Origin of the sequence: Mycobacterium sp. M23085 (assembly GCF_045343915.1) — a bacterium.
Classification (GTDB): Bacteria; Actinomycetota; Actinomycetes; order Mycobacteriales; family Mycobacteriaceae; genus Mycobacterium.
Window position 1 is genome coordinate 78421 of sequence record NZ_CP174280.1, and the last position, 25773, is coordinate 104193.

Annotated in this window: 27 protein-coding genes and 1 pseudogene; 15 read left to right on the forward strand and 13 right to left on the reverse strand. The window is 64.0% G+C overall.

Features of this window, described 5'->3' with window-relative positions; translation table 11 throughout:
- Window positions 1-89 precede the first annotated feature (89 nt).
- From ACIUM1_RS00395 to ACIUM1_RS00410, 4 genes are all read right to left on the reverse strand, one after another.
- On the reverse strand, window positions 90-1313 hold the full coding sequence (locus ACIUM1_RS00395) for a DUF6545 domain-containing protein (RefSeq protein ID WP_406815358.1): 1224 nt from the start codon (window positions 1311-1313) through the stop codon (window positions 90-92).
- On the reverse strand, window positions 1310-1789 hold the full coding sequence (locus ACIUM1_RS00400; RefSeq protein ID WP_406815359.1) for a hypothetical protein: 480 nt from the start codon (window positions 1787-1789) through the stop codon (window positions 1310-1312). Before ACIUM1_RS00400 ends, ACIUM1_RS00395 begins: the two co-directional genes overlap by 4 nt.
- A gap of 4 nt (window positions 1790-1793) precedes the next feature.
- Entirely contained in the window at window positions 1794-2282 is a 489-nt protein-coding gene (locus ACIUM1_RS00405) for a helix-turn-helix domain-containing protein (RefSeq protein ID WP_406815360.1), read from the reverse strand.
- An 88-nt stretch (window positions 2283-2370) separates the two neighbouring features.
- A complete protein-coding gene (locus tag ACIUM1_RS00410; protein WP_406815361.1) occupies window positions 2371-3384 on the reverse strand; it encodes an Lrp/AsnC family transcriptional regulator in 1014 nt (337 codons plus the stop codon).
- Between the two features lie 99 nt (window positions 3385-3483).
- Here ACIUM1_RS00410 and ACIUM1_RS00415 point away from each other — a divergent pair, with 99 nt between their 5' ends.
- Genes ACIUM1_RS00415 through ACIUM1_RS00430 form a run of 4 tightly spaced genes read left to right on the forward strand, consistent with a single transcriptional unit; the run spans window position 3484 to window position 5909 of the window.
- Window positions 3484-4233 carry an SDR family oxidoreductase gene (locus ACIUM1_RS00415; RefSeq protein WP_406815362.1) on the forward strand — a complete coding sequence of 250 codons (750 nt, stop codon included), beginning with the start codon at window positions 3484-3486 and terminating at the stop codon, window positions 4231-4233.
- Between the two features lie 12 nt (window positions 4234-4245).
- A complete protein-coding gene (locus ACIUM1_RS00420) occupies window positions 4246-5103 on the forward strand; it encodes an LLM class flavin-dependent oxidoreductase (RefSeq protein ID WP_406815363.1) in 858 nt (285 codons plus the stop codon).
- On the forward strand, window positions 5103-5318 hold the full coding sequence (locus tag ACIUM1_RS00425) for an alpha/beta fold hydrolase (RefSeq protein ID WP_406815364.1): 216 nt from the start codon (window positions 5103-5105) through the stop codon (window positions 5316-5318). Before ACIUM1_RS00420 ends, ACIUM1_RS00425 begins: the two co-directional genes overlap by 1 nt.
- Before the next feature lie 12 nt (window positions 5319-5330).
- Window positions 5331-5909: an alpha/beta fold hydrolase gene (locus ACIUM1_RS00430; RefSeq protein ID WP_406815365.1), complete on the forward strand. Its 579-nt coding sequence runs from the start codon at window positions 5331-5333 to the stop codon at window positions 5907-5909.
- Window positions 5910-5944: 35 nt separating this feature from the next.
- Here the strand turns inward: ACIUM1_RS00430 and ACIUM1_RS00435 are convergent, their stop codons facing one another.
- Complete coding sequence (locus tag ACIUM1_RS00435) at window positions 5945-6565, reverse strand: MerR family transcriptional regulator (protein ID WP_406815366.1); 621 nt, start codon at window positions 6563-6565, stop codon at window positions 5945-5947.
- Window positions 6566-6642: 77 nt separating this feature from the next.
- On the opposite strand from ACIUM1_RS00435, the gene ACIUM1_RS00440 reads away from it, so the two are divergent.
- The gene (locus ACIUM1_RS00440; protein WP_406815367.1) at window positions 6643-7044 is read left to right on the forward strand and encodes a hypothetical protein; all 402 of its coding nucleotides are present in this window, start codon (window positions 6643-6645) and stop codon (window positions 7042-7044) included.
- 100 nt (window positions 7045-7144) lie between these two features.
- A complete protein-coding gene (locus tag ACIUM1_RS00445) occupies window positions 7145-7753 on the forward strand; it encodes an LGFP repeat-containing protein (RefSeq protein ID WP_406815368.1) in 609 nt (202 codons plus the stop codon).
- Window positions 7754-7824: 71 nt separating this feature from the next.
- Here ACIUM1_RS00445 and ACIUM1_RS00450 read toward each other — a convergent pair whose 3' ends face one another.
- A complete protein-coding gene (locus tag ACIUM1_RS00450) occupies window positions 7825-8280 on the reverse strand; it encodes an MPT63 family protein (RefSeq protein ID WP_406815369.1) in 456 nt (151 codons plus the stop codon).
- Between the two features lie 227 nt (window positions 8281-8507).
- Between ACIUM1_RS00450 and ACIUM1_RS00455 the strand changes: the two are divergent.
- Together ACIUM1_RS00455 and ACIUM1_RS00460 are read left to right on the forward strand one after the other, a co-directional pair.
- Window positions 8508-8802 (forward strand): annotated as a pseudogene (locus tag ACIUM1_RS00455) (VOC family protein).
- Window positions 8803-9044: 242 nt separating this feature from the next.
- Window positions 9045-9287 (forward strand): hypothetical protein, encoded by a 243-nt coding sequence (locus tag ACIUM1_RS00460; RefSeq protein ID WP_406815370.1) that lies wholly within the window; start codon window positions 9045-9047, stop codon window positions 9285-9287.
- Between the two features lie 378 nt (window positions 9288-9665).
- Here ACIUM1_RS00460 and ACIUM1_RS00465 read toward each other — a convergent pair whose 3' ends face one another.
- The 5 genes from ACIUM1_RS00465 to ACIUM1_RS00485 form a co-directional block, all read right to left on the reverse strand.
- Window positions 9666-10496, reverse strand: coding sequence for a DUF1906 domain-containing protein (locus ACIUM1_RS00465; protein ID WP_406815371.1), 831 nt, complete (start codon window positions 10494-10496; stop codon window positions 9666-9668).
- A 394-nt stretch (window positions 10497-10890) separates the two neighbouring features.
- Complete coding sequence (locus ACIUM1_RS00470; RefSeq protein WP_406815372.1) at window positions 10891-12975, reverse strand: hypothetical protein; 2085 nt, start codon at window positions 12973-12975, stop codon at window positions 10891-10893.
- Between the two features lie 924 nt (window positions 12976-13899).
- Entirely contained in the window at window positions 13900-14130 is a 231-nt protein-coding gene (locus ACIUM1_RS00475) for a DUF6400 family protein (protein ID WP_406815373.1), read from the reverse strand.
- Between the two features lie 283 nt (window positions 14131-14413).
- Window positions 14414-15241 carry an acyl-CoA thioesterase gene (locus ACIUM1_RS00480; RefSeq protein WP_406815374.1) on the reverse strand — a complete coding sequence of 276 codons (828 nt, stop codon included), beginning with the start codon at window positions 15239-15241 and terminating at the stop codon, window positions 14414-14416.
- 26 nt (window positions 15242-15267) lie between these two features.
- Window positions 15268-16281 carry a CobW family GTP-binding protein gene (locus tag ACIUM1_RS00485; RefSeq protein WP_406815375.1) on the reverse strand — a complete coding sequence of 338 codons (1014 nt, stop codon included), beginning with the start codon at window positions 16279-16281 and terminating at the stop codon, window positions 15268-15270.
- A gap of 213 nt (window positions 16282-16494) precedes the next feature.
- Between ACIUM1_RS00485 and ACIUM1_RS00490 the strand changes: the two genes are divergently transcribed.
- Entirely contained in the window at window positions 16495-16653 is a 159-nt protein-coding gene (locus ACIUM1_RS00490; protein ID WP_406815376.1) for a hypothetical protein, read from the forward strand.
- 50 nt (window positions 16654-16703) lie between these two features.
- Here ACIUM1_RS00490 and ACIUM1_RS00495 read toward each other — a convergent pair whose 3' ends face one another.
- On the reverse strand, window positions 16704-18059 hold the full coding sequence (locus ACIUM1_RS00495; RefSeq protein ID WP_406815377.1) for an aldehyde dehydrogenase family protein: 1356 nt from the start codon (window positions 18057-18059) through the stop codon (window positions 16704-16706).
- 136 nt (window positions 18060-18195) lie between these two features.
- Between ACIUM1_RS00495 and ACIUM1_RS00500 the strand changes: the two genes are divergently transcribed.
- The 6 genes from ACIUM1_RS00500 (at window position 18196) to ACIUM1_RS00525 (ending at window position 24963) form a co-directional block, all read left to right on the forward strand.
- On the forward strand, window positions 18196-18825 hold the full coding sequence (locus ACIUM1_RS00500) for a TetR/AcrR family transcriptional regulator (protein ID WP_406815378.1): 630 nt from the start codon (window positions 18196-18198) through the stop codon (window positions 18823-18825).
- A gap of 23 nt (window positions 18826-18848) precedes the next feature.
- A complete protein-coding gene (locus ACIUM1_RS00505; protein WP_406815379.1) occupies window positions 18849-19520 on the forward strand; it encodes an enoyl-CoA hydratase-related protein in 672 nt (223 codons plus the stop codon).
- Between the two features lie 73 nt (window positions 19521-19593).
- Window positions 19594-20520: an alpha/beta hydrolase gene (locus ACIUM1_RS00510; RefSeq protein ID WP_406815380.1), complete on the forward strand. Its 927-nt coding sequence runs from the start codon at window positions 19594-19596 to the stop codon at window positions 20518-20520.
- A gap of 200 nt (window positions 20521-20720) precedes the next feature.
- On the forward strand, window positions 20721-21329 hold the full coding sequence (locus ACIUM1_RS00515; protein WP_406815381.1) for a TetR family transcriptional regulator: 609 nt from the start codon (window positions 20721-20723) through the stop codon (window positions 21327-21329).
- 302 nt (window positions 21330-21631) lie between these two features.
- Window positions 21632-22066, forward strand: a complete 435-nt coding sequence (locus tag ACIUM1_RS00520; protein WP_406815382.1) for an MmpS family transport accessory protein — start codon at window positions 21632-21634, stop codon at window positions 22064-22066.
- The gene (locus ACIUM1_RS00525; protein ID WP_406815383.1) at window positions 22063-24963 is read left to right on the forward strand and encodes an RND family transporter; all 2901 of its coding nucleotides are present in this window, start codon (window positions 22063-22065) and stop codon (window positions 24961-24963) included. Before ACIUM1_RS00520 ends, ACIUM1_RS00525 begins: the two co-directional genes overlap by 4 nt.
- Here ACIUM1_RS00525 and ACIUM1_RS00530 read toward each other — a convergent pair.
- Complete coding sequence (locus ACIUM1_RS00530; protein ID WP_406815384.1) at window positions 24956-25738, reverse strand: SDR family oxidoreductase; 783 nt, start codon at window positions 25736-25738, stop codon at window positions 24956-24958. The genes ACIUM1_RS00525 and ACIUM1_RS00530 overlap by 8 nt on opposite strands.
- Window positions 25739-25773: the final 35 nt, after the last annotated feature.

Consider the following 25773-nt stretch of genomic DNA (forward strand, 5'->3'; position numbering starts at 1 on the left):
CTCAGGCATCTCTCATGCCTCAATGGTGGCTGTGGAAGCTGTTGACGAACGGGCCGCGGGCAAGCCGAGTGGGTTCGCGGCATGCGGGGTCATGGTGTCTGGCTCGCCTTCGCGTTGGTCGCGGATTCGATGCCGCCCTCCGTGGCGGCATAAGCTGTAGGCCACCATTTCGCCAGCGTCACCAATTCGGCCGCTTCCTGGTGAAGGGTTGCCGCCCGGGAAGCGCCGAACAGCGTTGAATTGACGTCGAGGGGTTGCGGCGTGACGCCGGCCGCTTTAGCCCTGACGGCGTATGCCAGGCGCAGGGTCGCGACAGCCGTATCGTGGTCGCGCGCTCTCACCGTGTGGGGCTTGGCGAGAAAGCGCGTCCGAACATTGTCGGGTACTTCACGGAAATATGGGCGGAGTCCCAAGATGGCGTCCCGGATCTCGACGACGGTGTGGTGTAGCTGTAGCGGTGACTTTCGCCGCCCCGGCTCATCGTCGTCAAGATTGAAAGCGCATTCTGGCACAACGGTTCTCAGGGCCTGCCGCAGTGGCTGCAGTGTGCGCCAGCTACGGCTGACGGGATCCAGCCCCAGCAAGCGGAGCAGTTTGATCGCAAGAGGGACCGCGGCGATCACGAATAGGCTAAATATCATGAAGAAAAGGCAGGACGCGTGAAACTGCTGCCTGAAGTGGGCAGAGTGAGTCCAGCCAAGCCGGTCGGAAATCTGCAGGCCGACTTCTAGTAGTCCGGTAGCAACGGCCGTCAGACCCATCGACAGAGTGCTGAACGCGATCAAGCGTTCTTGCCGCCTGCCGGCAATACCAAACTCGCGCAAGGAATTCCATATCATGCGCGCCACTACGATCATCGGCATGGCCGCAAAGCAACTAAAGGTCGTCACGGAGTTCCAGCCTGTCGTGAACTCGAGGGGTTCGGCGGCGATTCGAGCACGAGTACCGAAAATGAGCAGTCCGGCGACACAGAGTAAGCCCGCCAGGCGGTAATACCTTTGCTTACGCCGGGTTTCGGCTTCTGACATGCCGGACCACAACAACGTGAACCCGACGAATTCGCTATAGCTGTAGCTCAACACGGCGGTACCCAGTTGCCATGTGCCGGGCATCGTCATCAGGGCTGTTCGAACGAGCATGTTTTGCACGAGATGCTCGCGCAACAACTGGGCCAGCACCTGAAACGCCAGTGTGCTGTTGAAGTACCGCTCATAGAGGTTGGTGTTGCACCATCGGTAGCGGCCGACCAGCACGAGCGTCATAAACGCGATCAATGGCCAGGCGATGATGCCCGGCACGATCGATGGGCTCACGGGCGGAAGAACACGCTGCTCATCATCGACTTTTGCGCTCCGCGTTCGGCGGCCGCGAGCATCACTATCGACGCGAACATCTCTGCATCACGTTCTCGGTCGTCGTCGAAGGCGGTGCGGCCCAGGATCGCCCCCATGCGAGGGTTCAACCCTGCCAGAGCCGTCGCGAAGATCATCTTCGGGAAGTAGCCATCGGCTCCGCTCGCGGCCTCGCGGGGGTCGCGGTCATGTTCCAGCACCATGTGTCCGATTTCGTGGCAGACGATCTGGTCGATGTGGTACTCGGAGGTGCCTGCTTCGTGGATGATGATGTCGTCGCGGTCGCGCTTCATCCATAATCCGCAAGCACTCATCGTCAGTCTGGCCACCGTAGGGACCACTTGAATCGGCCGACCACGCAACCGCGCAACGCCATCGATGAACTCGGCGCGATCCCAGGGCACCGGCACGGGCAAGGTACGCACCAGTGCAAGCATGTTGTCACCCTTGGACGTCATCTGGATCTGCCCCTCCTCCCGGGGCCATGGGCGGCAGGTCTTGGAGTTTACGAACCTCGTCGACCATGGCCGCCAAACTCCTTATAGTTTGCGGGGTCAGCCCCGACGTGCGCATCGCCAGATCACGTACGCCGCTGTCACGCAGTGCTTGCATCAAAGTCAGCTGTGCCTCGATTTGCTGATCAGTATCGCGGTCAATCAGGTAGGAGGGGGGCACATTGAAGAAATCCGCGATGGCACGCAGATGTTGCACCGTCGGGTTGGTCTTCACGCCATTTCTGAGCTGCCAGAGGTAGGCCGCACTGATTGATACGCCAGTTTTGCTGGTGATAGCTGCCGCAGCGGCGGCGTTCGATAACGCAGGCGCACCGGCCTTCCGCATGACCTCAAACAGCTGGTTGATCTTGGTCGCCAGATCAGAGCCGCTGTCTGCACCACCCCGCACTTCGCCAGGTACACCGTCGGGAACCAATGTACTCTCGTTTCATCCGATGGCCATCCTCGTATACTGAGGTTATCAGCTGCATCAACATCGTCGGCACGACACCGAGGAGGCCGGTTCAGCGCACAGTGCGGGTCGGACGTCGGGGGTTGATCAGCCTTCCGTGGGCCACAAGCGATCCATGTTGCTTGAGGCGCTGGGTGCGGATGTTGACCTCGTAGCCGAGGATCTCCCCGATCTGGCCGAGCTGCTCGGTGAGGTACCGATAGAGATCGTCGGCGTCTCGGCAGATGGCTACCGCTATCAGATTTTTAGTCCCGCTGACGGCACCCGCGAAGGCGATGTGGTCGTGCGCGGCGATGCGCTCGCCGACGCGTTGTATGTCGCGGGGCGCTACCGTGAGCCACAGCATGGCGCTGAGTCGATGGCCGAGCCGTTCGGGCAACACGTCGACGTCGTAGACCAGGGCGCCGCAGCCTTCCAGTGCCGCGATCCGCCGACCCACTCGCGCCACCGACCAGCCCGTGCGTGCGGCAAGTTTCGACTGCGGCGTGCGGCCGTCTTCGGCGAGGGCCTCGAGGATGGGGCGGTCCGCTGCGGTGGGCAAGACCTGTGGAGTGCAGGAGGCAGGGCTGGTCCGCTCGGCCAAGATCTCTGCAGCTTGCCGGTCGGACAGCCTGCGGCCATATCCGGTCCACGGCGCGCTTGCCGGCTGCCCGAACGACTGCAGCAGCAGATCAATGGTGATGTCGGTGACCGAAGTTGTTCGCGGTAATAGCTGCAGCAGGAGATCCTCGCGAGTATCACCCAGCGGTGCGCGGATGACGCAGACCAGATCGGTCCACCCCGCCAGCACATTGGCATGGGACACGTCTGGGCGGCGCACCAGCGCGTCTGCCAGCTGCGATATGCGGTCTGGCGCGGCACGCATGCGGCACACCCAGCTTGCGTCGCCCTCGACCCAGCGGTTCTCCAACCCGACAACTCGCACCACGCCGTCGCGCCGCAACCGATGGTAGCGCCGGGCGACCGTTTGCTCGGTGGCCTCTACCACGGCCGCGATCCGGCGAAACGACACGCGAGGAGCCAGCTGCAGGGCATGCAGAATCTGGGCGTCTAACTCGTCGATCATAAGGAAAAGTATCTGCCTGTGCGGCCCACGATGAGGACTTCTGGCCAATGTCACCGCAATGGTCGCGATTTCGGCACTGTCGCTGCCAGCCTGGACTCCGTGAAGCTGACGGGCAACACCATCGTGGTCACCGGTGGCGGCAGCGGCATCGGCCGCGGACTGGCCGAGGCCCTGCATCGAGCGGGCAACCGGGTCGTCATCGCCGGGCGCCGTCGTGAGATGCTGCAGGCCGTCGCCGATGCCAATCCGGGCATTGAATGCCGCGAGCTGGACCTGTCGAATCCGGACAGCATCAGCTGGTTGGCCGCCGAGTTGACTGGCAGCCACCCCGGTCTGAACGTCCTAATCAACAATGCGGGCGTTATGCACGTTGAGGACCTGTTGAGCGGCGATGCTGCCCTCGCCGAGGTCGCCAACACCACCGTGGCAGTCAACCTGTTGGGACCGATGTGGCTCACCGGGGCACTGTTACCCAGCCTGATCGGACAACCGCACGCCGCCATCGCCAACGTCACCTCCGCTTTAGCCTTTGTGCCTAAGGCGATTACGCCGACCTACTCGGCAACCAAAGCGGCCTTGCACGCCTACACCCAGTCGCTGCGTCACCAGCTGCGCCACACGCCGGTCCAGGTGATCGAGATCGTCCCGCCGCGGGTCGACACCGACATGCTGACCGACCCGGACCGCGGTCCCGACGTGATGTCGCTGAATGCCTTTGTCGCCGAGACGGTTTCGCTGCTGTACAGCCAACCCTACGCCGACGAGATCGTGGTCGAGGCCGCCAAACGAGTGCGATTCGCCACCCTCGACGGCCACTACGACGACATCTTTCATTCAATCAACCCGTGAGGAGCAATCACCATGGACATAGGAATCGGACTGCCCAGCCATATCGCGCACACCCCGGGGCCGTTGACCGTGGAGTGGGCGCGCCGAGCCGAGCGGCGCGGCTTCGCCGCACTGGCCGCGATAGACCGGATGGTCTATCCAAGCCTTGACTCCGTCGTCGCGCTGTCGGTGGCCGCGGGCGCGACGACCGAGATCGGCCTGATTACCAATGTGCTGCTGGCCCCGCTGTATCCCGCCGCGCTGCTGGCCAAGCAGATCACCACCCTCGCCGATGCATCCGGTGAGCGGCTCACCCTCGGCCTGGGCATCGGTAGCCGACCCGATGACTACAGCGCTGTCGGCGTGGACTATCGGCGGCGCGGGCACATGCTCGACGAGGCCGTGGCCGTATTGCGTGACACGTGTGACGCCAGAACCGTCACGGGCGACAAGTCGCTGAGCCCTGCGCCGGTGGAGATTCCGATCCTGTTCGGCGGACGCGCGGATGCGACCATCCGCCGCGCGGCGACGATCGGTGACGGCTGGACCGCCGGAGCGTTGCGCGATTACGCCAACCAATCCGTGCTCGCCGACCAGGTGCGCGTGGCGTGGGCGGAGGCGGGCCGCTCGGGGCACCCGCGGCTTCACGCCAGCGTCAATTTCGCCTTCGGTGATACCGACACCGTCGCGGCCGGCCGCGCCCACCTGCGCAGCTACTACGGCTTCAAGCCTGACTACGCCGCCCTCAACGTCGCCGACATGCTCACCTCGGCCGACGAGGCGGCGCAGACCGTGCGCACCTACCGCGACCTGGGCTTCGACGCACTCGTGTTCCACCCCTGCGTCGCCCAGATCGACCAAATCGACCGCCTAGCCGACGCGGTTTTCTAATGGCCCTTCTTGAGACGCAAGGGATTTCGCTGTACTACGAGACCCACGGGGATTCGGGCAATCGGCCTCTGCTGCTGTTGTCCGGGCTGGCCGGCGTCGGCGCCAGCTGGGGTAACCAGATCAGCCGATTCGCCTCCCGGTATTACGTCATCGTGCCCGATCAGCGCGGAACCGGACGGACCAGCCGCACCGACGTGGGCCACTCGACCGAATAACTCGCCGCCGACATGGCCGGCCTCGTCGACCACCTCGGCGTAGGTGCGGCACACGTCGTCGGAGCCTCCACCGGAGGAGCGATCGCGCAGTACATGGCGCTGAACCACCCCCACACGGTCGCCACCCTGACGCTCGTGGCCTCCTTCGCCCGCTTTGATGCCTACCTGCGGCGCGAGTTCGCGGCGCGACGCAGAATGGCTGCCGAGTGGGACCGGGAGTCGCTTCTTTCGGCCTATTCGGTGTTCTTGTTTTCCCCAGCGTTTTTCCGCCACAACCCGGAAAAGGTGTCGGCGTGGATCGAGCGGGCCGCAGCGGTGCCCATGCAACCGGGGGACATTGACATCTCTCTGCGGCGGATCGACATGATCGCGGCACACGACACGCTCGACTCGCTCGGGCGCATCGCGCAGCCGACGCTGGTGATCTGCGGTGCAGACGACTTCTGCACACCGTTGCCGCTCTCCCGGGAGATCGCGAACGGTATTACCGACGCCGAGCTGGTGATACCGGCCTGCGGTCACTTCGTCGAGCACGAACTCGAAGGCCAATTCTTCGGACTGGTCTCCCGTTTCATCGAACAGCGCAAGTAGCTCATCGTCGGGGCGCCCCGGATCATCGTCGAAGTTCAAGAGGGTTTGGATCGGTGGGTCGACTCGGACTCGTGTGCCATTCGGCGCATCACGGTCAATAGCGGCTCGTAGAGCAAAGTTCCGATTACTAGATGTTCGATTGCGGTCGCGCGGTCTGCTTCGGCGGCAATCGATTCGACCTCGCTGGCGGCGAGGGTCGACAGTGTCTCGGCGTACTGGTCCAGCAGGGCATCGGAAGCCGAAAACGCCAGGCGGTCAAGTCGGTCGAGTGCATCGGCCAGCACCCGGCGGTGTGGGCTGTCAGGCGCCAGCTTCCAGTCGTGGCGGGTGAGCAGCGCTTCGACTCGTGCGGCCGACTCGGCGGTCGGCGCCTCGGCGATGGCGGGGGATAGCAGCCACTGCGCGGTCCCGAGCGCCCGATGTAATGGCACGGACTCGTCTTTGACCACCGCGAGCACTCGGCGCACCGCCACCAGGGGGAGTCCTGCCACCTCGATCAACGCGCGAATCAGCGCCAGGCGGCGTAGGTGGGAATCGTTGTATTCCGACCAAGTGCTGCTCTGATACTCGCCAGGATGCAGCAGCCCCAGACGCAGGTAGTACTTGATGGTCGACACGGAGACTGCGCTGCGTGAGGACAATTCGGCCAATCGCATACTCCATCTTGACATATCAGGTACCGATGCTATCCAATAAATTGGAGAGTTCTGGTCACCAATCAAGGGGGCATCAAGTGTCCGAGACAACTCGAACTCTGGCCGGGATCCTGCTGCTGTCTCTCGTCACCGTAGAAACCGGTGGGGTCTACCTGGTGCAACTGGTGCGGGGAACCGCCCCGGCGACACCTTTTCAGCTGGCATTCGCGCGTGCGGGCCACGCCCATGCAGGCGTACTTCTCATTGTGTCGTTGACCGGATTGCTCTACGCCGACAGCGTGCACTTGACCGGTCTATGGGGGTGGCTCGCACGAATCGGGGCGCCGGCCGCGGCGCTGATGATGCCTGCCGGCTTCTTTTTCTCGTCGATGGGCGCTGGGCGTAACACTCCCAATGCATTCATCGCACTCGTCTATGCCGGCGGTTTGACCCTCGCGGCGGGACTCACTTCGCTGGGTATAGGACTGCTCGTCGCGTGAACCCGTCGCCTCGCATCGCTTCTGCGCCGTCAATGACCGCGGCGTAAGTTCGTTCGGAGCTACGACGACCGCGACCGCCTTGCCACTCCGGAGGAAGCCCATGAAAACGATCGCACCCCGCCACGCGGCAGTCGTCGGCCTGGCCGCCGTCGCGCTGATGACTGCGAGCTGTAGCAACGGCAGGAACGTCGATGCGTCGGCACCGCCTCAGAACGGGGTGAGCGCCACCGCTACGTCCAACGCTCCAGCGCAGCCCGCCGAGGTGAAGCTCATCGGGGACGGCGACATCGAAGTGACTCTGACCGGCCCGATCGCTGCCAAGTACACGTCGGCAACCGACGCCCAGAAGCAGGCTCTCGGCAAGCCGCTGACGGGCGACCGCAACGCGGGCACACGGGAGAGCGGCCTGGTATTCCAGCAGTTCCAGGGCGGCGTGATTACCGCCAGGAGCGACCAGGCCGGCACGCCCGCATATATCACCCTGGGCAAGATTCGGGACGCCTGGAATATCCCACGCGACCCGGATGGCGCGCCTGCGGTCACCGGCACCAACGGTTCGGCAGGTCCGTTGGGCTTTCCCGTCAGCGACGCGAACTCCGTCGCCGATCTGCAAGTGCAGAACTTCGAGCACGGCACAATCGCGTACAACTCGGGGACCGGCCAGGTCGAGGTGACGGTCAACGGCAAGGTCGTACCATCCGGGCTGTAGCCATGCGGTGCATGGGCGTCGAAAGTGGCCCTCAGAGCGAGTTCTCGACGAAACGGCGGAAGGCGAAGTGCTTAGCCTTTCCAGACGACCTTGTCCGTGCCTCCGGCGTCACGGTAGACGACACTGTCGGGGTTCGTGCCGTTGCGAACGTCGAAGTAAATGCGCCCCGTAACAGGGCTGCCTAGGGGGAGTGGCCCCTCGGGAAGGCCGTCTGTCTGATTACCCTTCATCACCGCGTACGTGGAGCTGTTGGCGGCCCGAGCGTTGAAATCGGCAATGTTTGGAGTTGCGTTACCGCTTACCCCTTTGGCCGTGACGTCGGAGTACCACACGCCGTCGTTGTGGCCGCTGGGCTGCAGGTCGCTCACGGTGTAGTCGATGGTGCCGCCATTACTGGAAATCTCTGCCATCTGGCCGAACTGCAGTACTTGTGGGTCGGCCATTGCCGGTGCCGCGGTGAGAAATCCGACCGCCGCGAATGCAGCTGTTGCTGCCGTTGTTTTCGATGCAATGTGTGAGAACGCCACCTCAGGCTCCCTCCGTGATATGCCGCTTTCCGAGAGCGGCAACTGGAATGAGGTCTATCCAAAGTTCGGAATTTGAAACCTGATGTTTACTCAAGCCCGCCTGGCATCGTCTCAGTGGAAAGAATGGAGACGATTCAGTTCCTGTTGCGCCGGCGACCCCGTCCCGATGAGTTTGGACCGACTGACAGGTCTTTCCTTGGAGACCTAATCCAAGGAGTTTGTGTTCCATGTCGATCGAGCATGTCTTGACCGTTGTTCCTGTGACCGACTTAGAAAGGAGTCGACGCTGGTACGAATCGCTATTTGGGCGCGCGGCCGATAACAATCCCATGCCGAATCTCGTTGAGTGGCAGGTAGTTCCGGGTGGATGGGTACAGGTCTTCGTTGACAAGCAACGTGCTGGCTCGACTTTGGTCAACGGGCGAAATTGTCGAGGCAACTAAGGGGGTGCGGTTGTCAACGATCACCGACCCTGACGCGAACACGATCCGGCTCGTTGGCGGCTTCCGAGTTCAATATTGATCGGTTCTGGTCGCCGTCGGCAGCTTGCCTGCGGCGAAGGTCCCGTTGAAGACGCCCAGGCCCACACAACGACGGCGGCTCACACAGGGCGCCGCACGTTGCGGGAGCACGGTTGTGTGCCATGACCGTTAAGCATCGTTGCCGCAATCGTGATCTCGCACTCGTATCTTCGGACATGTCAGAAGGCCTAAGTTTCTGACCTTCCAGTTACGCCTATCGCCGTCCACGAGCTTGGGGCTGATATGACCACCTTAATTGCCGCGCACAACGCAGTCGACAAAGACGCCGCCGACAGGCATGACGATCTCCTTTTGGCGATCGCAAAAATGAACGCAGGTGCCCGTGGAGGGGACACCGTTCTCGCCGAATCGAGCCCGCACTGGCGACTCACGGAAGAAGAGATCGTGCGCGGGGTGATCGCGGTGATTTTGGTGGCCCTCGTAACGGTGATTGGCCTCGCCGCGGCGTTCTTGATAATGCGTTAGCCGGGTGCGGCTGCGGTTCATCTGATGAATCAAGCTGTGTTCCTCCCGTACTCGTCGTCTCTAATTCGAATCCAGTTGGTGGAACGGCGCGCGGCATCACGCTCAGCCGCCGGGGCGAGGGGTAACGGGCACACCTGAGCGCGGGCAAGCACCTGTCCTCGAGCGGGATTGGAGCTGTGATACGCCGAACAGATATCAGGCGCCAGGCGTTATCGCCGCGTGTGATTCACCAGATGAATCAACAGCTTGAAGGATCACGGGCCTACGAGCCATCGAATAGTATTGGGGGAGAGAAGAATAATTGCCTCATCGAGGCAGATCCACTTCCTGCATATTGCGCCGTGCCAGACTCGATGGGATTTCATGGAGAGATCGGACCTATCGCACATCGCCATTCGGATAACTCGACCGATGGAGGTTCCACTGGCCGCAATCGGGCGCTAGGACATCGTTGACGTCGACTTCGAGTCCGCCGACCCGTGGGCCGGGATTGGACGCGGTGCTCACAACGCGCTGGTAGAGAACAGCCGCGGGGTGGACCCGATTGCCGGACCACGCGCGAGTTTGCCAGGCCCACCGGCGGCCAGCTGTGCTCGAAGACCCGATAACCCCATCGCTCACGGCCCACTGGCACACATCGATGCCCCCGTAGACTCCGGTGCGTTGAACGCCGAGAACCGAGTTGATCCCCCGAAACCACTGCAGCGCGACGCGATTCCAGGTGTCGCGGTTGATGCCTTCGTCGATCGTGAAGAAGATCGGCGCATTCTCGCCGCCGCCCGCCGCGGTGTGCAGCTGCCAAGCGGTGCGCGCGTCCGCGATGCCGCCGGCGTAGCCCCGCGTGAAGTCGGACGGTGCCGATCCACCTGGCTTGCCATATTGGTAGTTACTCACGATCACCAAGCCCGCGGCTTTCAATGAGTCGGCGTAGGACCGAGTGATCGGCTTGGCGCCAAAAGACGAGCCAGGACGTGACAGCGAGACGTAATTGACTACCCCGCTATAGCCGGCAGCTCGGATCTCCTGCGCCGGAATCTGGCGCGCGGCAAAGTCAATCAGTTGAGGAGGAGAAGCGGCGGCCGCCGTATGCGTGCCGCAGGCTACCGATACGGCACCCAAACCGGCCAGCGCAGTGACGTAACGCAGCGCATCGCGCCGGGAAACCATGCGCAATCGCACATCGCTTGCCGTTGGAGACAAATCGTGCATCGCGCGATGTTAACGAGGTGACTGCAGTTGCCGATAGACCTGCGCCAGCCGAAACACGGGTGCGTTTCAAAATGGATATCGAGCGGTGACCGTTTCGACCGTTTAGGGCCTCGCAAGCCGCGCGCGAACCGACTAGATCACCAGTAACCTCTGCTTCGCCGACGGTCGCCACTGACAGACCGCAGGCCCCCAGGGCGAGTTGGCGGCGGGGGATCTCGACGCACTTGTGGGGCTTGGCGTGCGGCCGCAGGGCGATTCCGTTGTCGCTGGCGAACGCTGCATCGCGGCAAAGTTGTCCTCCAGCCGGTCGGCGAAGACGACGGTCGCCGGTGTCGGCAGGCCATCAGGCAGTAGGTCTGCGGTCAACACGGCCCATACGACAAGGTGCCGATGATCAGTGGTCGGCTTTTGTTGCTTGTCGGGTGCGATGCTGTTCGAGCGTTGACCGCAGTACCGCGCGAACCAGCTTGGCTAGCCGTGTTTCACTCGGCCGGTCTTCGCTCGCCGCGGCAATCAGTGCGTCGGGTGTGGGATAGCCGCTTGGCGAAGTGCTCGCCCGCACGATTTCGTCGACAATTTCAATCGCTTGGGTGAGTTGGGCCGATGGCTCGGCAATCTTGAGCGCTGCGCGCCAGCGTCGGCCTGGACGTGCGTCTGCGACCAGTTTGACCACTTGCTCGGGTGCGTGCTCGAGTGTCTCTGCGACAGCCTGGGCCCAGCCGGTCAAGATGGTCAGCTCCTCGACTTCCAGCGCCGGGGGGAGTGGCGGCTCGGTCGGCAGTGGTTGTGATCCCGATGGCGCAGTGGCGGCGCGGATTTGATGCACGGCAACGTCGAAGTAGTGAATCGAGTTATCGATGGGGAGGCGGCTGTCGGCGGTGCGGCGGAGTGCGCGGTCTCCGCAGATGGTCAGCAAGATGCCGTGGGCGCCTGGCTCCAGGGGAACTTCTCGGATGCCCCGGACGGGGTCTTTCCACAAGCCGACGACCGGCGAGGCAGGTTGCCCGGGGGGTCGGCATCGCTGCACCATGCCGTAGGCAGAGAGCGTCGCGACGGCCGAGCCAGGGTCATCGGCCAGCACGCTGGCATACCTGGCGGCCCAGCGTGAAGTCAGTTGCGGTCCGTCGAGCAGCGGCGTGAAGATCAGGCTCGGACCTACCGAGCGAACGACGTCGGCGACATCGTCGTGTTGGGCGAGGTCCTCACAGACCAGGCAGACAAGGGTCAGTTCTTCGCCGAGCTCGACAAATTGCACTGTGCGACGAGCGACGTCCATCGCTTCCCACCAAAGAATGTGGGGATGCAGGGCACCTCCCAGGTGGTATTGGAAGATCTGTGATTCGTCGAGCGACCATCGGTGATGTTTGTTCTGGCGTATGTGAAACCATCGCTGGCGGGTGGAACCGGTTGCCACGGCGCGCTTTTCAAGTATCGGATTCACACCGATGTGCATCCAATTGCCGGGCAGCCGGCCGGGTGGTGGTGCTAGCTGGCGTACGCCAGTCATGAGCATGGTCACACCGTGGTATTCCAACACGGCCTCAAGATCATCAAGATCACTTTCGTCGACGGCGCTCTCGGGGAAGACCACCACATCGACACCGCCGGCTTCGTCTCGGGCGGCGAGGAGGGTGCGGTCTAGGAGGTCCAGGTCGAGCTTTTCCGCCGGTGCGAACTCGAAGTAGCCGAAGGGCTCGTTGGTAAGCCCGCGCACCGACCCTTCCACCGGGCGAAAATCGCTCTCACGCACCCGTAGTGGCCAGGGCAGAAGCAGCACGTTGGCGTATTCGGCTCGGGGATCGGTGCCGCGGTGGCGGGCGGGAATCTTTGACCACCGCACCTTCGCCCCAGGGCGATGCACGCAGGTGTAGCGGGAAAATGAACCTAGTGCCGTCCCGTTGGGCGAGGTACGGACCTTCGGTAGGACGCGCACCAGCCCCGAGTGGATGCGAGCAAGTGAGCCTGTCCTTGCCAACAGTTCGCGGCCGCGGGCGCGATAGACGCATCCCTTCGCGTCGGAGACACCCAGGGGGATGCCCAAGCCCGCGCAAGCCTCGTCGGCTATGGCATGAAGCGTCAGCAGCGCTTCGCAGGCCTGCCAGTTGCGGCCCTCGGCCAGCTGGTCAAGCGGCATCTCACTGTGCTCGCGGAAGATGCTCCACTGCTCGGCAAGGAGATCAGGCGGTGCACCGTCATGATTCTCGACCCAGTTACTCAAGCCCCGGCCGGCGTCCTCGACGGCCTGCCCCCAGTTGCTCAAGCGGGCGGGCGGCCATGTCATGTCGCCGGGCGGGGAGAACACGAAGCGATACGCCTGTGTGTAGTCCAGGATCACGTCGGTGAGGGCGAACAAATCTGGGGGCCATTGAAGGATTTCGTCCGTGATTGGGCATCCGCTCAGAGCTAGCCACGTCGATGCCGAGGTCGGGTCTTCCAAGCTCGGGTACGACGAGTCCGCCTGCGATTCGGTAGTGCTCATCGTGTGCTCCCTAGTTTCGCGGCGCTCATGACAAAGCTGGATGACGAGCTTGACGGCTCAGCTGATTCTAGAAGCGAAAGACCGAGGTGGAGGGCGCAGAAGTTTTCGGCGGGGATGATCCATATGACGAAAACGGCCACGTTTATCTGACATAATGTCGCTTATCGGCACAAGCTAACGCCGAGTTCAAGCCGCTCCGGGCGCTGACCTGTGGTTTTACCTCTTGGGCCGCGACTGGGCTCGGTGTCGCCCACCGATGCGCGGTTACCCGATCGCCGCGACGCTCGGCATCACCCGGAGTCGGCGACGGGAGGTCAATGAGCGGCTACCGACCGGCCAAGCGGGGCATGCACCGGTTGGTCGCTTACCCCTCCCGCCCTCCACCAACACGGCCACCAATACGTCACGGTGACGAATTGTGCTGGACCGCAGTCACTTTCGGAATGGCATCCGACTCTGCCCACTCGGCCCCGGCACCGGTCATCGCTCAGCGTTGCTACGCCGGCCGTCGAGCAACGCCGAGCCACCTGGCCCCAACGGTGAGCCTCCGTTGACGCAATGACCGGCGCCAAGGCTTTGCACCCTCCGCCGCCCCGGGCACGCCATCCCCTCCTCCCGGCTCATCGCCACCAATACGTCACAGTGACGAATACCGTTGCAGCGCACGGCCATTGAGGGGCGGCGTTGACCGGTGTTGGTTAAGGCGTGTGCCTCCAAGACCTGGGACGCGTGCGGCGATGCGTGTCGGTCGACCAGAGATGGCCGCAATCGGCGCACTGCAGGTGCACCAGCGTGCCCTTGTTGCTCAGCAGATACTGCCAGTGCGTATCGCAGTTGCGACTGCTTCGGCAATCACCGCACTTGGAGCCGTGATCGCAGCGCGGGCAGAGCAACCACGCGCGGCGGCCACGGTCGGCGGTCGGATCAATCGGTAGCACGGGCAGACGTCCGTTCGGGCAGCATGCCGGCGCGGACCAACTCGTCGTAGACCCGCTGCTGCTCCTCGTCCAGGTTCGAGTACAGCATGTCGTAGGCCCGCTCTTCCTCGTTGAGCACAGCGACGGGGTCCCAATCCTCACCGATCGCTTCGAGCACTGCGGTGCGCCTGCGCGCCTCGTCGAGGGTCAGGTCATAAGCAAAATCGAGGTCGGCCATCACGCTCCCAGCCATTAGATATGCGAACGAAAGGTCAGGATGACCCGATCAACGGCGGTCAAACTATGACCTCCGTCACTTTCGATGGTTGACGTTCGTCACACCCGGCGCCGACACCCACCATCCGACGACCACGGGTGGCGCAAGGCGAGGACGCGGGCACCGGGCTATCGCATCCACGAACCGGGCGCGTCGACTCCCATTCCCCCTCTCCCGGGCCCTACCGCCAGCAATACGTCACTGTGACGAATGCCATTGCGGCGCAGCGGTTCGGTGAGCCGTTTCAGCCCGTGTGCGGTGGAAAGTGCATCTCTTGTTTGACCGTGCACACCAGGTCGCCGTTGCGGTTGAACATCGTCCCGCTCGCCAGCGCCAGAGAACCGGCGCTGCTCGGCGACGACCGGTCGTAGAGAAGCCAATCCGACAACGCGGCCGGCGCGTGGAACCACACCGAATGGTCCCGTTGAGCAGACGCACCGACCCCACCGCGGGCGGTATGGGCCGGCTCGGTCAACGTCACCGCCGAGAGGTAGGCCACCAGGCTGGCGGCGAGCGCTGGATCGTCGGGAACCTCGCCGTCGGGTCGCCACCACATCTGCGCACGTGCGGGCGGAACAACCTGGGTGTCGATGACTCGGCGTTCGAACCAGCGCAGGCTCGCCCACCGCCCTTGGGCGCTCTCGTCGGACTCCGCCAGGTGCGGCGCAACCCACGGCAGGGATTCTGGGCTGGTAGTCGCCGGCATGTGTGGTTGATAAACGACCTGAGCGGGTGCGGAGTCGGCGCCTTTAAACGAAGACATCGCTTCCATCAAGATCTTGCCGTCTTGGCGCGCCGTGACCCGTCGCGCCGAAAACGTGCGGCCTTCTTGGAGATCGACGACCTCGAACTCGACCGGCCGGCGCGAATCACCAGCGCGCAGAAAATAGGTGTGGACGCTGTGCGGTGAGCGACCCGGCGCGGTGTGGCTGGCCGCCAATAGAGCTTGAGCGGAGATATGTCCGCCGAGAATGTGGTTGGCCGGCGCCGGCAGTTGGCGACCGACGAAGAGCCACTGGTCGACCCTCTCCAGCTCCAAGGTGGCGAGCACGTCGCTCAGCGAAGATGACATCACGACGTATCTTGCCGGATCGCTTCTCACGCGCTGAGTCGCCGGTACCTCTGCAGCCGCCGCAAAGCCTGCGTCGATGCCGGCCCCGCCGCAGGCTGCACCGCCTTGTCGAGCCGCGCGCGTACGGCGTCGGTGTCGAGATGCATCCCGATCGCCACCAGACAGTTGGCCATGGCGTCCCGCGGCGCCTTTCCGATATGGATTGCGCTGCCCACCAGATTGACGACATAGTCGCGGACGGTGGCGCGGTGACGGACCGCCACAACACCTTTCAGCCTGAAAACCTGCGGCGGTGGGTCTTCGAGAAGGTCGAACACGGCATCAAGGTCGACGCAACCCGTGCTGCTGACGGTCACGGCATCGGCGTGAACGTGGTCATGGACATGGTCGTGCTCGGGCGGCAGGTCCAAAAACGACAGTTGCCCCACTTGCTCGGACGTGGCGGACGCGTCGAAGAGCAGCTCCGGGTCTATCCGGCCGGCCGTTGTGCCCACGACATGGACGCGCGGATTCCGTTGTGCCGCTCGCTCCGCGACGCGTTGCACCACGGCCGACCGCTCCAGCTGAGGAATCTGGTCAAGCTTGTTGACCACGATCACCGACGCCGCGCCATAGCGGGCGGGGGGCAGGCTGCCACAGTCGACGGTATCGAAGTGGTTCACGGCGTCGACGACGTCGACGAGGCCCCCCGGCCGGGCGCCGCGTATCTCGCTGAAGCCGATGAGCCGCGCGATTGCCACCGGGTCGGCCAGACCGCTGGCTTCGACGACAATCGCATCGAGGCGCCGAGCCGGGTCGGCGAGTTTGATGAGCGCCTCGTCGAGCCCCCCGCCGTCGGGCAGGCAGCAGATGCACCCTCCGGCGATCGAGGCCGGCTCATCGACCTGGCCGGCGACCAGACCGGCATCGATGTTGATGTCGCCGAAGTCGTTGACCACTACACCGATTCGTGTGCCAGGGTGGCGCAACAAATGGTTGAGCAGCGTCGTCTTGCCGGCTCCGAGATGGCCGGTGAGCGCGATGACAGGTATCGCGGCCAAAGCACTACCCTCCACATCTACATCCGGACACCCGATGCTAACCGGCGCAACATGTGTCGTCCGCGCTGCGCGCGGCTCTGATAGCTGCGCCACAACGCAATTTGCCGTGACGAGTGCCCGGTTTCGTGGCTTGTGTAGGGGGTCCTCGGCCCCGAATCCGATACCGGATTGGAATGCGCTGACGCTTCGAGCGTTGCGATACAAGCGAATTCGGTGTCGGCGGGCAGCCAGGGCGCAGGAGCGCTAGGGGTTGCCGCCGCGACGGTGACTCCGCTGCCGGCCGCGGGGTTGACCACACTGGAAAGTGACGCGTTCGGAGGGGCGCCGACGCTTCCGATGATGCCCCACAGCTGGCGGCCCGACTCGGGCTGACGCGTCAGCGCCCACCATCAAAGCGTGCGGCCAAACTCCCGGATGCCACGTCAGCGCCCGGGCGCCGACCAATGCACCACCTTCATGGCGGTCATCTCATCGAGGAGTTCAGGCCCGAAACCGAACCCGTTTCCGCTGGCTCGGCGCGGCTCCGAGGCCCCACCGGGGGCGCCGCCAAAGACGGCGTTGATCTTGACGGTGCCAACGGGAAGGCGGCGCCACGAGTCCTGCGCATGCGCCATGTCGGCGGTCAGTACGGTGGCGGCCAGGCCGTAGCGATCGTCGGCCGCTTCATCCAGCGCAGCGCCGAAGTGCGGAACCACCCGCACCGGGGCTATCGGCCCGAACGTCTCCTCCCGCATTACTGCCATGTCGGGTGTGCAATCGGTGAGCACTGTCGGCGGATAAAACGAGCCCGGCTCGGAACCCGGTTCACCGCCGAACACCACGCGTGCGCCGCGGCGCCTGGCGTCCTCGACATGGGCGTGGACGTGGTCACGGTGACGCTCGTCGACCAGGGGCCCGATGCGCGCTGCCCAGGACGCGGCCTCCTCGATCAGCGCGTCGATGAACGCGTCGGCGATGGGCTGTACGGCGTAGACGCGTTCTACTGATACGCAGATCTGCCCCGCGTTGGCGAAGGCACCCAGTGCAGCCTGGCTGGCCGCCCAGCCCGGATCCACGTCCGCGTCGACGATCAACGCATCGTTTCCACCATTCTCCAGCAGAGCCTTGGCACCGCGTTGCGCACATGCCTGCGCTATTTCTCGGCCGGTCGCGCTGCCGCCGACGTGCGCGACCACGTCGACAAGCTCAGCGCCAGCCAGGTGAGCGCCAGTGGTGCCATCGCCGTTGACTATCTGCAATACGCCTTCGGGCAATCGGGCGGCCAACAATTCGGCGAAGCGCCTACCCGTCTGGGGGGAACGCTCGCTTGGCTTGTGCACCACCGTGTTTCCCGTCACCAGGCCCGCGCCCAGGAGTCCTGCGGCCACCGCGACGGGATCGTTCCACGGGGTCAGCACGGCCACCACGCCGCGGGGCTGTGGAATCATGAAATCCGTTGCCGACCACGCGCCTTGCAAGCTTCGCCCGCAGTGCAGCGGCCCTAATTGCGCGTACTGCAAGAGGGTTTCGACTCCGGCGTCCACGCCCCCACGTGCGTCGCCGCGCGACTTCCCCGTCTCCCGCTCGTTGAGCTCGGCCAATTCGTCCGCAGCCGCACGAACATCGGCCGCCGCCGCCGCGATTGCCGCCGCCCTCTCGGCGGGCGACGTGCGAGCCCAGGATTCGGCGGCTTCGGCGGCGCGGCGAATCGCTTCATCACATTCAGCCGGCTCCGTGACGGGCACCTGGGTGGCGGTCTCGCCGGTGCGAGGGTCCAGAACGCTGATTATCTTCGTCATGGTTGAGGGCACGACAGTGGATACCCGGCCGGCGCCGGGCAAACCGGCGGGCTCCGCATCTATACCGCGGCACGATACGAACGCCAGGTCACGGCGCCCTCCAGTAATAGAGCGAACGCTCTGTTACTGTGGCGGCATGCCACGTCCGCGCATGCACGATCCAGACGTCGTGCTCGACGCCGTCGAAGACCTGGTGGCGCGGTCGGGCCCGACCGCGGTGACCATCCGGGCGATCAGCTCGGCGGTGGGCGTGTCCAACGGCGCCGTGTACCACACCTTTACATCGCGGGGCGGGCTGATGGGGCGGGCGTGGCTGCGGGCCGCTAAGCGGTTTTTGGCCGTGCAGACGTCCCTGGTCGATGAGGCAATGGCCGGCGCCGGCCCCATCGACGCCGTGGTGGCCGCCGCCGACGCCGCTGTCGTATTCACCGAGCAGTACCCCGGTTCGTCATCGCTGGTGCTGCGCGTGCGTCGCGAGGAAGTGCTCGCCGAAGACGTACCGGGCGACGTAGCCGACGAATTGCGGCGTCTCGACAAGCTTCTCGTCGCGTTGATGGTGCGGCTCGCCGTCGCCGTGTGGGATCGCAAGGACGCGGCGGCGGTGGACGCGATAACCAGCTGCGTCGTCGACCTGCCCACCGCACTGCTGCTGCGCCGCGACCGGATTGGCAGCGCCGCCGCACGCGCGCAGCTGCACGCGGCCGTGCGCGCCGTGCTGGCGGTTGGCGCCGCTGCGCCGCCGCGGCTGATGAACCTTAGTACATAACAGCGCAACTCGAGAGGAAACACATGACAGTGACATTGGACTATGCCGACAAAATCGCCATCATCCGTCTCGGTGAGGACGAGAATCGTTTCTCCCCTGCGTTTCTCGATGACATCGATGATGCGCTCAGCCAGGCCGTCTCCGACGGCGCCCAGGGCTTGGTCACCACCGCCGTCGGAAAGTTCTACTCCAACGGCCTGGATTTGGAATGGTTGAGCGCGCACACCGATCAGGGCCAGTGGTACATCGGCCGGGTGCACCGGCTGCTGGCACGCATGCTGACGCTGCCCCTGCCCACCGCGGCCGCAGTGGTGGGCCACGCGTTCGGTGCCGGCGCGATGTTGGCCATCGCGCATGACTTTCGCGTGATGCGCGCCGACCGAGGCTACTTCTGTTTTCCCGAGGTGGACATCCGCATCCCGTTCAATCCCGGCATGGCCGCGCTCATCCAATCCAAACTGACGCCTCGTGCCGCCGTCGCCTCGATGACCACCGGCCGGCGCTTCAGCGGCCCCGATGCGGAACGGTTCGGCATCGTCGACGCCACCTGCCCCGAGGGTGCGGTCACCGACACGGCCCTCGACGCGGTGCGCCCGCTACAGGGCAAAGACCCCGGGACGCTGGGCGCGATAAAGCAGACCATGTTCGATGCCGCAGTGCGCGCACTGGTCGACGACCCGACCGAGTCACATTAACTGCTGATGGACACTAAGCCCGTTCCTGTATGGTCAGCGATGTCTGCCGGCGCAAGGGAACAGAGGGCTTTCCATGGCAAACAAGCTTCCCGACAACGCCTTCACGTCCCCCCAGGTTTTAGACCCCGGCCTCCGGAAGGTGGCCCGATTCGTCCCGCGCGGATACGCCCTGCATCGCGGTCTGAAGTTCCAGCGCGCAGTCATGAACCTGATGGGCAACGCGGGACGCCTCCGCTCCGTGCCCGTCGCCGCCGTCAACGAGCACGTCAGCGTCCGTCTGCATCGGCCGGCCGGCCGGCCGGACCCGTCACCAGCCCTGCTGTGGATCCACGGCGGCGGCACCATCATGGGCCACGCGGCCCAGGACGATAAGTACCTGCGCAAGCTGTCTCAGCGCACCGGATTCGCCATTGCCGCGGTGGAACACCGGTTGGCCCCCGAACACCCCTACCCGATACCGGTCGAGGATTGTTATGCGGCCCTTCTGTGGCTGGCCGGCCAGCCCTGGGTTGATCCGGGCCGGGTGGCCATCGGAGGGGCAAGTGCCGGTGGACATTTCGCCGCCGCGGTGGCCCAGCGAGCGCATGACCGCAACGCCGTCCAGATCGCCTTCCAAATGCTGGTGTATCCGATGCTCGATGATCGCACCGGCAGCAAGCGTGACGGCCCCCGACGCATTATGTGGACCGAATCCGACAATCAACTGGCCTGGCAGTGGTACCTCAACGGGGCCGATCCCCAAGAGGCGGCACCGGCTCGCCGAACGGATTTGTCCGGCCTGCCGCCCGCCTGGATCGGCGTGGGAACGCTGGACCTCTTCTATCAGGAGAGCCTGGAATATGCGCGGCGCCTGCGCGAGGCGGGCGTGCCGGTGCACGAGGAAATCGTTCCGGGCGCCTTTCATGCGTTCGATCAGCTCGCGGACAAGGCACCGATCTCGACGAGGTTCTTCGAAAGTCAATGCGAATATTTGCGGGGCGCGCTGGCGACCAGTGGTTGACCGCCATCATGCATCGCATCATGCGCCAGCTGTAGTCGAATGATGTTGCGCAGGAGTGGCTTGCCGCACGACGGTCTCGCCACCCGGTCGCCAAAGCTTGATCGGCCGATCTTTGCTGTGCGACGCCGCGCACCCGGCGGCCGACGGCGAACGCGACGCCTTTTGACTGCAAAGTGTGCAGAAGGTGCAACTATAGGGGTATGGGCAATCCCGTAGGGCTACGCGAGCGCCGTCGGCGCCAGACGAGCGCGGACATCCGCGACGCCGCGGTGCGCCTCACGCTGGAACGCGGATTCGACAAGGTCACCGTCGACGAGATCTGCGCCGAAGCCGGGATCGCCACGCGCACCTTCTTCAACTACTTCCCCAACAAAGAGTCCGCGCTGGCCTACGGTCCCTCGGACATACCCCCGGAGCTGGTAGCGGATTTCGTCGCCGCCGGACCCGCCCCGTACTCGGTGGTGCTGGCGGAGCTGATCACCTTGGCCGCCCACCACCTCCGGGACGTGCCCCCGCCACGGGAACACGCGGCCCACATGCTGGAACTCGCCAAAACCTCTCCCGCCGTGCTGTCGGCGTTCCTTGCCGACCTGGAGCGGTTTCAAAACCAGTTGACCGACATCATCGTGCGCCGCCAGGCGATGAAGCCGGACGACGAGATGGCGGCCCTGATCTCCGCGCTGGCGTTGACGGCGGTACGGTCCGGCATCGAGAAGTGGGCCAGCGGCGAGGCAAATGGAACCGACGACACGCCGATGCCCTATGTTGAGCGTGCCGCAGCCCTGGTGAACAGCATCTTCACAAAGTGATCTGAAACACCAACAGCAAATGTTGCATGCACTGCAAGATATGCACATCATGTACTATGCGCTGGTGGCGGTACCCGGGGAGGCTTCAGCAACGAGGCGAGCCGGGTGTCGACGCCGGGGACGTCGGCCGGTGTGGGTGGGCAGCATTCACCGCGTTTGACGCTCCAGCGCGCGCGAACCGTAGCAATCGACGCAATTCGTTGTTGAGCAATGCGACTTGTGGGCACTCACCCGTCCACGACTTCCGGTCGCGCAGACGCTGATCCACGTCACGACCGCGTGGCGGGGAAGGGATCACCTAGGTGCAGATATCGAGACTTGTGCGCAACGCCTGGCTGCCGCTGTTGATCGTGGCGGTCGTGGTGGTCGGCGGCTTTGCGGTCGTCAGGGTGAAATCGTTTTTCGGCGCCCACGACACCGGCGTCCTGACCAGCCCGCGGCTCGATGATTCGAAGCCGTTCAAGCCCAAAGTCGTCAAATACGAGGTCTTTGGCTCGGCCAGCCAGGCCAACGTGAACTACTTGGACCTGTCCGCCGACCCGAGGCGTATCGACGGCGCGCCGCTGCCGTGGACGCTGGTCCTGAGCACTACCGCCCCCTCCGTCTTCCCGAACCTTTCGGCACAAAGCGATGGCAACTCGCTCGGCTGCCGCATCACCATCGATGACGAAGTCAAGGCCGAGAACATCACCCACGGCGTGCACGCCCTGACCTTCTGCTTGGTGAAATCCGCATGAGCACAACGATCGACGACACCCGCACCGACGCCATCCCCGTCGTCAAAGAACCCGTGCATGACAAGATCCCGCGGATCATCCGCACGTTGGCCGTGCCGATCATCATCGGCTGGATCGCGCTCATCGCGGTGCTCAATGTCGCCGTCCCCCAGCTGGACGAGGTCGGCAAAATGCGTTCGGTGTCAATGGCACCCGAGGATGCGCAGTCGGTGGTCGCGACCAAGCGCATGGGCGCGATATTCAACGAGTACAAGTCCAACAGCTCGGTGATGATCGTCCTCGAGGGGCAGAATCCCCTGGGCGCCGACGCGCACGCCTACTACGACAAGGTCGTCAAAAAGCTCGACGCCGACACCAAACACGTTGAACACGTGCAGGATATGTGGAGCGATCCGCTGACCGGGGCGGGCGCGCAAAGCAACGACGGCAAGGCCGCCTACGTTCAGGTCTACCTGGCGGGTAACCAAGGTGAGGCCTTGGCCAACGAGTCGGTCGAATCCGTCCAGAACATCGTCAAGAGTGTGCCGACGCCCAAGGGGGTCAAGACCTACGTCACCGGCCCGGCGGCGTTGGCGGCTGACCAGCACGAGGCTGGCGACCGCAGCCTGCAACTCATCACACTGGCTACGTTCACCGTGATTATCGGCATGCTGCTCTTGGTCTATCGGTCCGTCGTCACGGTGCTACTGACGTTGGTGATGGTGGTGCTCGAGTTGTCGGCCGCGCGCGGAATGGTGGCGTTTCTCGGCTACTTCAACCTCATCGGGCTCTCGACGTTCGCCACAAACCTTTTGGTCACGTTGGGGATCGCGGCCGCGACCGACTACGCGATCTTCTTGATAGGCCGATACCAGGAAGCACGGGCCATCGGCGAGACCCGCGAAGAGGCGTACTACACCATGTACAAGGGCACCGCCCACGTGGTGCTCGGGTCGGGTATGACCATCGCCGGCGCGACCTTCTGCCTGCACTTCACCAACCTGCCGTACTTCCAAACGCTGGGTATCCCGTTGGCCATCGGCATGGTGGTCGTGGTCGCAGCGGCGCTGACGCTGGGCGCGGCCGTCATCGCGGTGGCCACGCGTTTCGGCAAAACCCTCGAACCCAAACGCACACAACGGATCCGCGGATGGCGCAAGATCGGCGCGCTCGTCGTCCGCTGGCCCGGTCCGATCCTGGTCATGACGATCGCGGTCGCGCTGGTGGGTCTGTTGACCCTGCCGGGCTACCGCACCAATTACAACGACCGCAATTACCTGCCCGCCGATCTGCCCGCCAACGAGGGATACGCCGCCGCCGACCGGCACTTCTCCCAGGCGCGGATGAACCCCGAAGTGCTGATGATCGAAAGCGATCACGACCTGCGCAACTCGGCGGACTTTTTGGTGATCGACAAGATCGCCAAGACGGTCTTCCGGGTACCGGGAATCGGCCGCGTGCAAGCCATCACCCGCCCGCAGGGCACGCCGATCGAGCACACCTCGATCCCGTTCCAGATCAGCATGCAGGGCGTCACCCAGCAGATGAACCAGAAGTACCAGGAAGATCAGATGGCCGACATGCTGCATCAGGCCGACATGATGCAGACGACCATCGACAGCATGGAAAAGATGCAGAGCATCACCGCGCAGATGACCAATGACATGCACCAGATGGTCAAGAAGATGCATGACATGACCATCGACATCAACGAATTGCGCGACCACATGGCGGATTTCGAGGACTTCTTCCGCCCGATCCGCAGCTACCTCTACTGGGAAAAGCACTGCTACGACATCCCGGTGTGCTGGTCACTGCGCTCGGTCTTCGACGGCCTCGACGGCATCGACACGATGACCGACGACATCGAAAGCCTGCTGCCGATCATGGATCATCTCGACACCCTGATGCCCCAGATGGTGGCGCTGATGCCCTCCATGATCGCAAACATGAAGGCCATGAAAACGACAATGCTGACCATGTATTCGACCCAGAAGGGTCTGCAGGATCAGCAGAACGAGGCGCAGAAGAACTCGAACGCGATGGGTAAGGCGTTCGACGCCTCCAAGAACGACGACTCGTTCTACCTGCCCCCGGAGACGTTCAACAATGCCGAGTTCAAAAAGGGCATGAAGAACTTCATCTCCCCCGACGGGCATGCCGTGCGCTTCATCATCAGCCATGACGGCGATCCGATGTCTGCCGAAGGCATTTCGCACATCCCCTTGATCAAGAAGGCCGCCTACGAAGCATTGAAGGGCACACCGCTGGAGGGATCGAAGATCTATCTGGCCGGCACCGCGTCCATGTACAAAGATCTCAGCGACGGCAACACTTATGACCTGTTGATCGCCGGAATCGCGTCACTGTGCCTGATTTTCATCATCATGCTGATCATCACCCGAGGGGTGGTGGCATCGGCGGTCATCGTGGGAACCGTCTTGCTGTCGCTGGGCGCGTCCTTCGGGCTTTCGGTACTGATCTGGCAGCACCTGATCGGCATCGAGCTGCACTGGATGGTGCTCGCGATGTCGGTCATCATCCTGCTGGCCGTCGGCGCCGACTACAACCTGCTGTTGGTGGCGAGGTTCAAGGAGGAGATCCACGCCGGCCTGAACACCGGGATCATCCGGTCGATGGGCGGCACCGGCTCGGTGGTGACCTCGGCGGGGCTGGTGTTCGCCTTCACGATGATGACGATGGCGGTCAGCGAGCTGACGGTGATCGGGCAGGTCGGAACCACGATCGGTTTGGGTCTGCTGTTCGACACCCTGGTCGTGCGGTCGTTGATGACACCGTCCATTGCCGCGCTGCTGGGCAAGTGGTTCTGGTGGCCGCAGCGGGTCCGTCAACGCCCGGTTCCCTCTCCTTGGCCGAAACCGGCCGCGGAACCCGAATCGGTAAGCGCCGCTAGGTAACCCAGTCCGGCTGCGCGTCCGTTTCGACGTTGGAGAAGTCCTTGTGTCCCAGGCCGGCGGTGGTGCCGCCGTCAACGACGAACTCCGAGCCGGTGGAGTAGCTGGACTCGTCGCTGGCCAGATAGACCACGAGGTTGGAGACCTCCACGGGCTGGGCGGCCCGGCCCAGCGCGGTCTGGAAGATGTCGTCGGGAACCCAATCGGTCATCGGGGTCTTGATGAGGCCGGGATGGATTGAGTTGACCCGGATTCCGCTCGGGCCCAGTTCGAGCGCGGCCGACTTGGTGAGTCCCCGGACGGCGAATTTGGTTGCGGTGTAACCGTGGCAGGCGATGGTGCCGGCCATGCCTTCGATCGAGGAGATGTTGATGATCGAGCCGCGGCCCGCTTCCTTCATGGGTTTGACCACGGCCCGGATGCCGAGGAACACGCCCGTCAAATTGATGTCGAGGATTCGCTGCCACTCCGAGAGCGCATAGTCCTCCAGCGTGCCGATGTTGATGATGCCGGCGTTGTTCACCAGCACGTCGATGCGGCCGAACTCGCTGAGGGCGGTGGCCACCGCCGCGTCCCAATCCGCGGGCTTGGTCACGTCCAGGTGCAGGTAGCGGACCGCGTCGCCGACCTCCGCCGCCACCGCCTTGCCCTCGTCGTCAAGGATGTCGCCGAAGACCACCTTCGCCCCTTCGGCGACCAGCGACCGCACGTGCGATGCGCCCATGCCCCGGGCGCCGCCACTGATCAGGGCGACCTTCCCCGCCAACCGTTCTGCCACTGCGCTTCTCCTGTCGTGGGTTGGTCATTGCACCA

Coding starts and splice junctions, on each gene's coding strand:
- ACIUM1_RS00510 (WP_406815380.1), top strand. CDS start 19,594: ATGGCAAACAAGCTTCCCGACAACGCCTTCACGTCCCCCCAGGTTTTA.
- ACIUM1_RS00420 (WP_406815363.1), top strand. CDS start 4,246: ATGGACATAGGAATCGGACTGCCCAGCCATATCGCGCACACCCCGGGG.
- ACIUM1_RS00470 (WP_406815372.1), bottom strand. CDS start 12,975: ATGAGCACTACCGAATCGCAGGCGGACTCGTCGTACCCGAGCTTGGAA.
- ACIUM1_RS00525 (WP_406815383.1), top strand. CDS start 22,063: ATGAGCACAACGATCGACGACACCCGCACCGACGCCATCCCCGTCGTC.
- ACIUM1_RS00430 (WP_406815365.1), top strand. CDS start 5,331: ATGGCCGGCCTCGTCGACCACCTCGGCGTAGGTGCGGCACACGTCGTC.
- ACIUM1_RS00465 (WP_406815371.1), bottom strand. CDS start 10,496: ATGCACGATTTGTCTCCAACGGCAAGCGATGTGCGATTGCGCATGGTT.
- ACIUM1_RS00475 (WP_406815373.1), bottom strand. CDS start 14,130: ATGGCCGACCTCGATTTTGCTTATGACCTGACCCTCGACGAGGCGCGC.
- ACIUM1_RS00500 (WP_406815378.1), top strand. CDS start 18,196: ATGCCACGTCCGCGCATGCACGATCCAGACGTCGTGCTCGACGCCGTC.
- ACIUM1_RS00515 (WP_406815381.1), top strand. CDS start 20,721: ATGGGCAATCCCGTAGGGCTACGCGAGCGCCGTCGGCGCCAGACGAGC.
- ACIUM1_RS00425 (WP_406815364.1), top strand. CDS start 5,103: ATGGCCCTTCTTGAGACGCAAGGGATTTCGCTGTACTACGAGACCCAC.
- ACIUM1_RS00445 (WP_406815368.1), top strand. CDS start 7,145: ATGAAAACGATCGCACCCCGCCACGCGGCAGTCGTCGGCCTGGCCGCC.
- ACIUM1_RS00435 (WP_406815366.1), bottom strand. CDS start 6,565: ATGCGATTGGCCGAATTGTCCTCACGCAGCGCAGTCTCCGTGTCGACC.
- ACIUM1_RS00410 (WP_406815361.1), bottom strand. CDS start 3,384: ATGATCGACGAGTTAGACGCCCAGATTCTGCATGCCCTGCAGCTGGCT.
- ACIUM1_RS00400 (WP_406815359.1), bottom strand. CDS start 1,789: ATGCTTGCACTGGTGCGTACCTTGCCCGTGCCGGTGCCCTGGGATCGC.
- ACIUM1_RS00495 (WP_406815377.1), bottom strand. CDS start 18,059: ATGACGAAGATAATCAGCGTTCTGGACCCTCGCACCGGCGAGACCGCC.
- ACIUM1_RS00505 (WP_406815379.1), top strand. CDS start 18,849: ATGACAGTGACATTGGACTATGCCGACAAAATCGCCATCATCCGTCTC.
- ACIUM1_RS00460 (WP_406815370.1), top strand. CDS start 9,045: ATGACCACCTTAATTGCCGCGCACAACGCAGTCGACAAAGACGCCGCC.
- ACIUM1_RS00480 (WP_406815374.1), bottom strand. CDS start 15,241: ATGTCATCTTCGCTGAGCGACGTGCTCGCCACCTTGGAGCTGGAGAGG.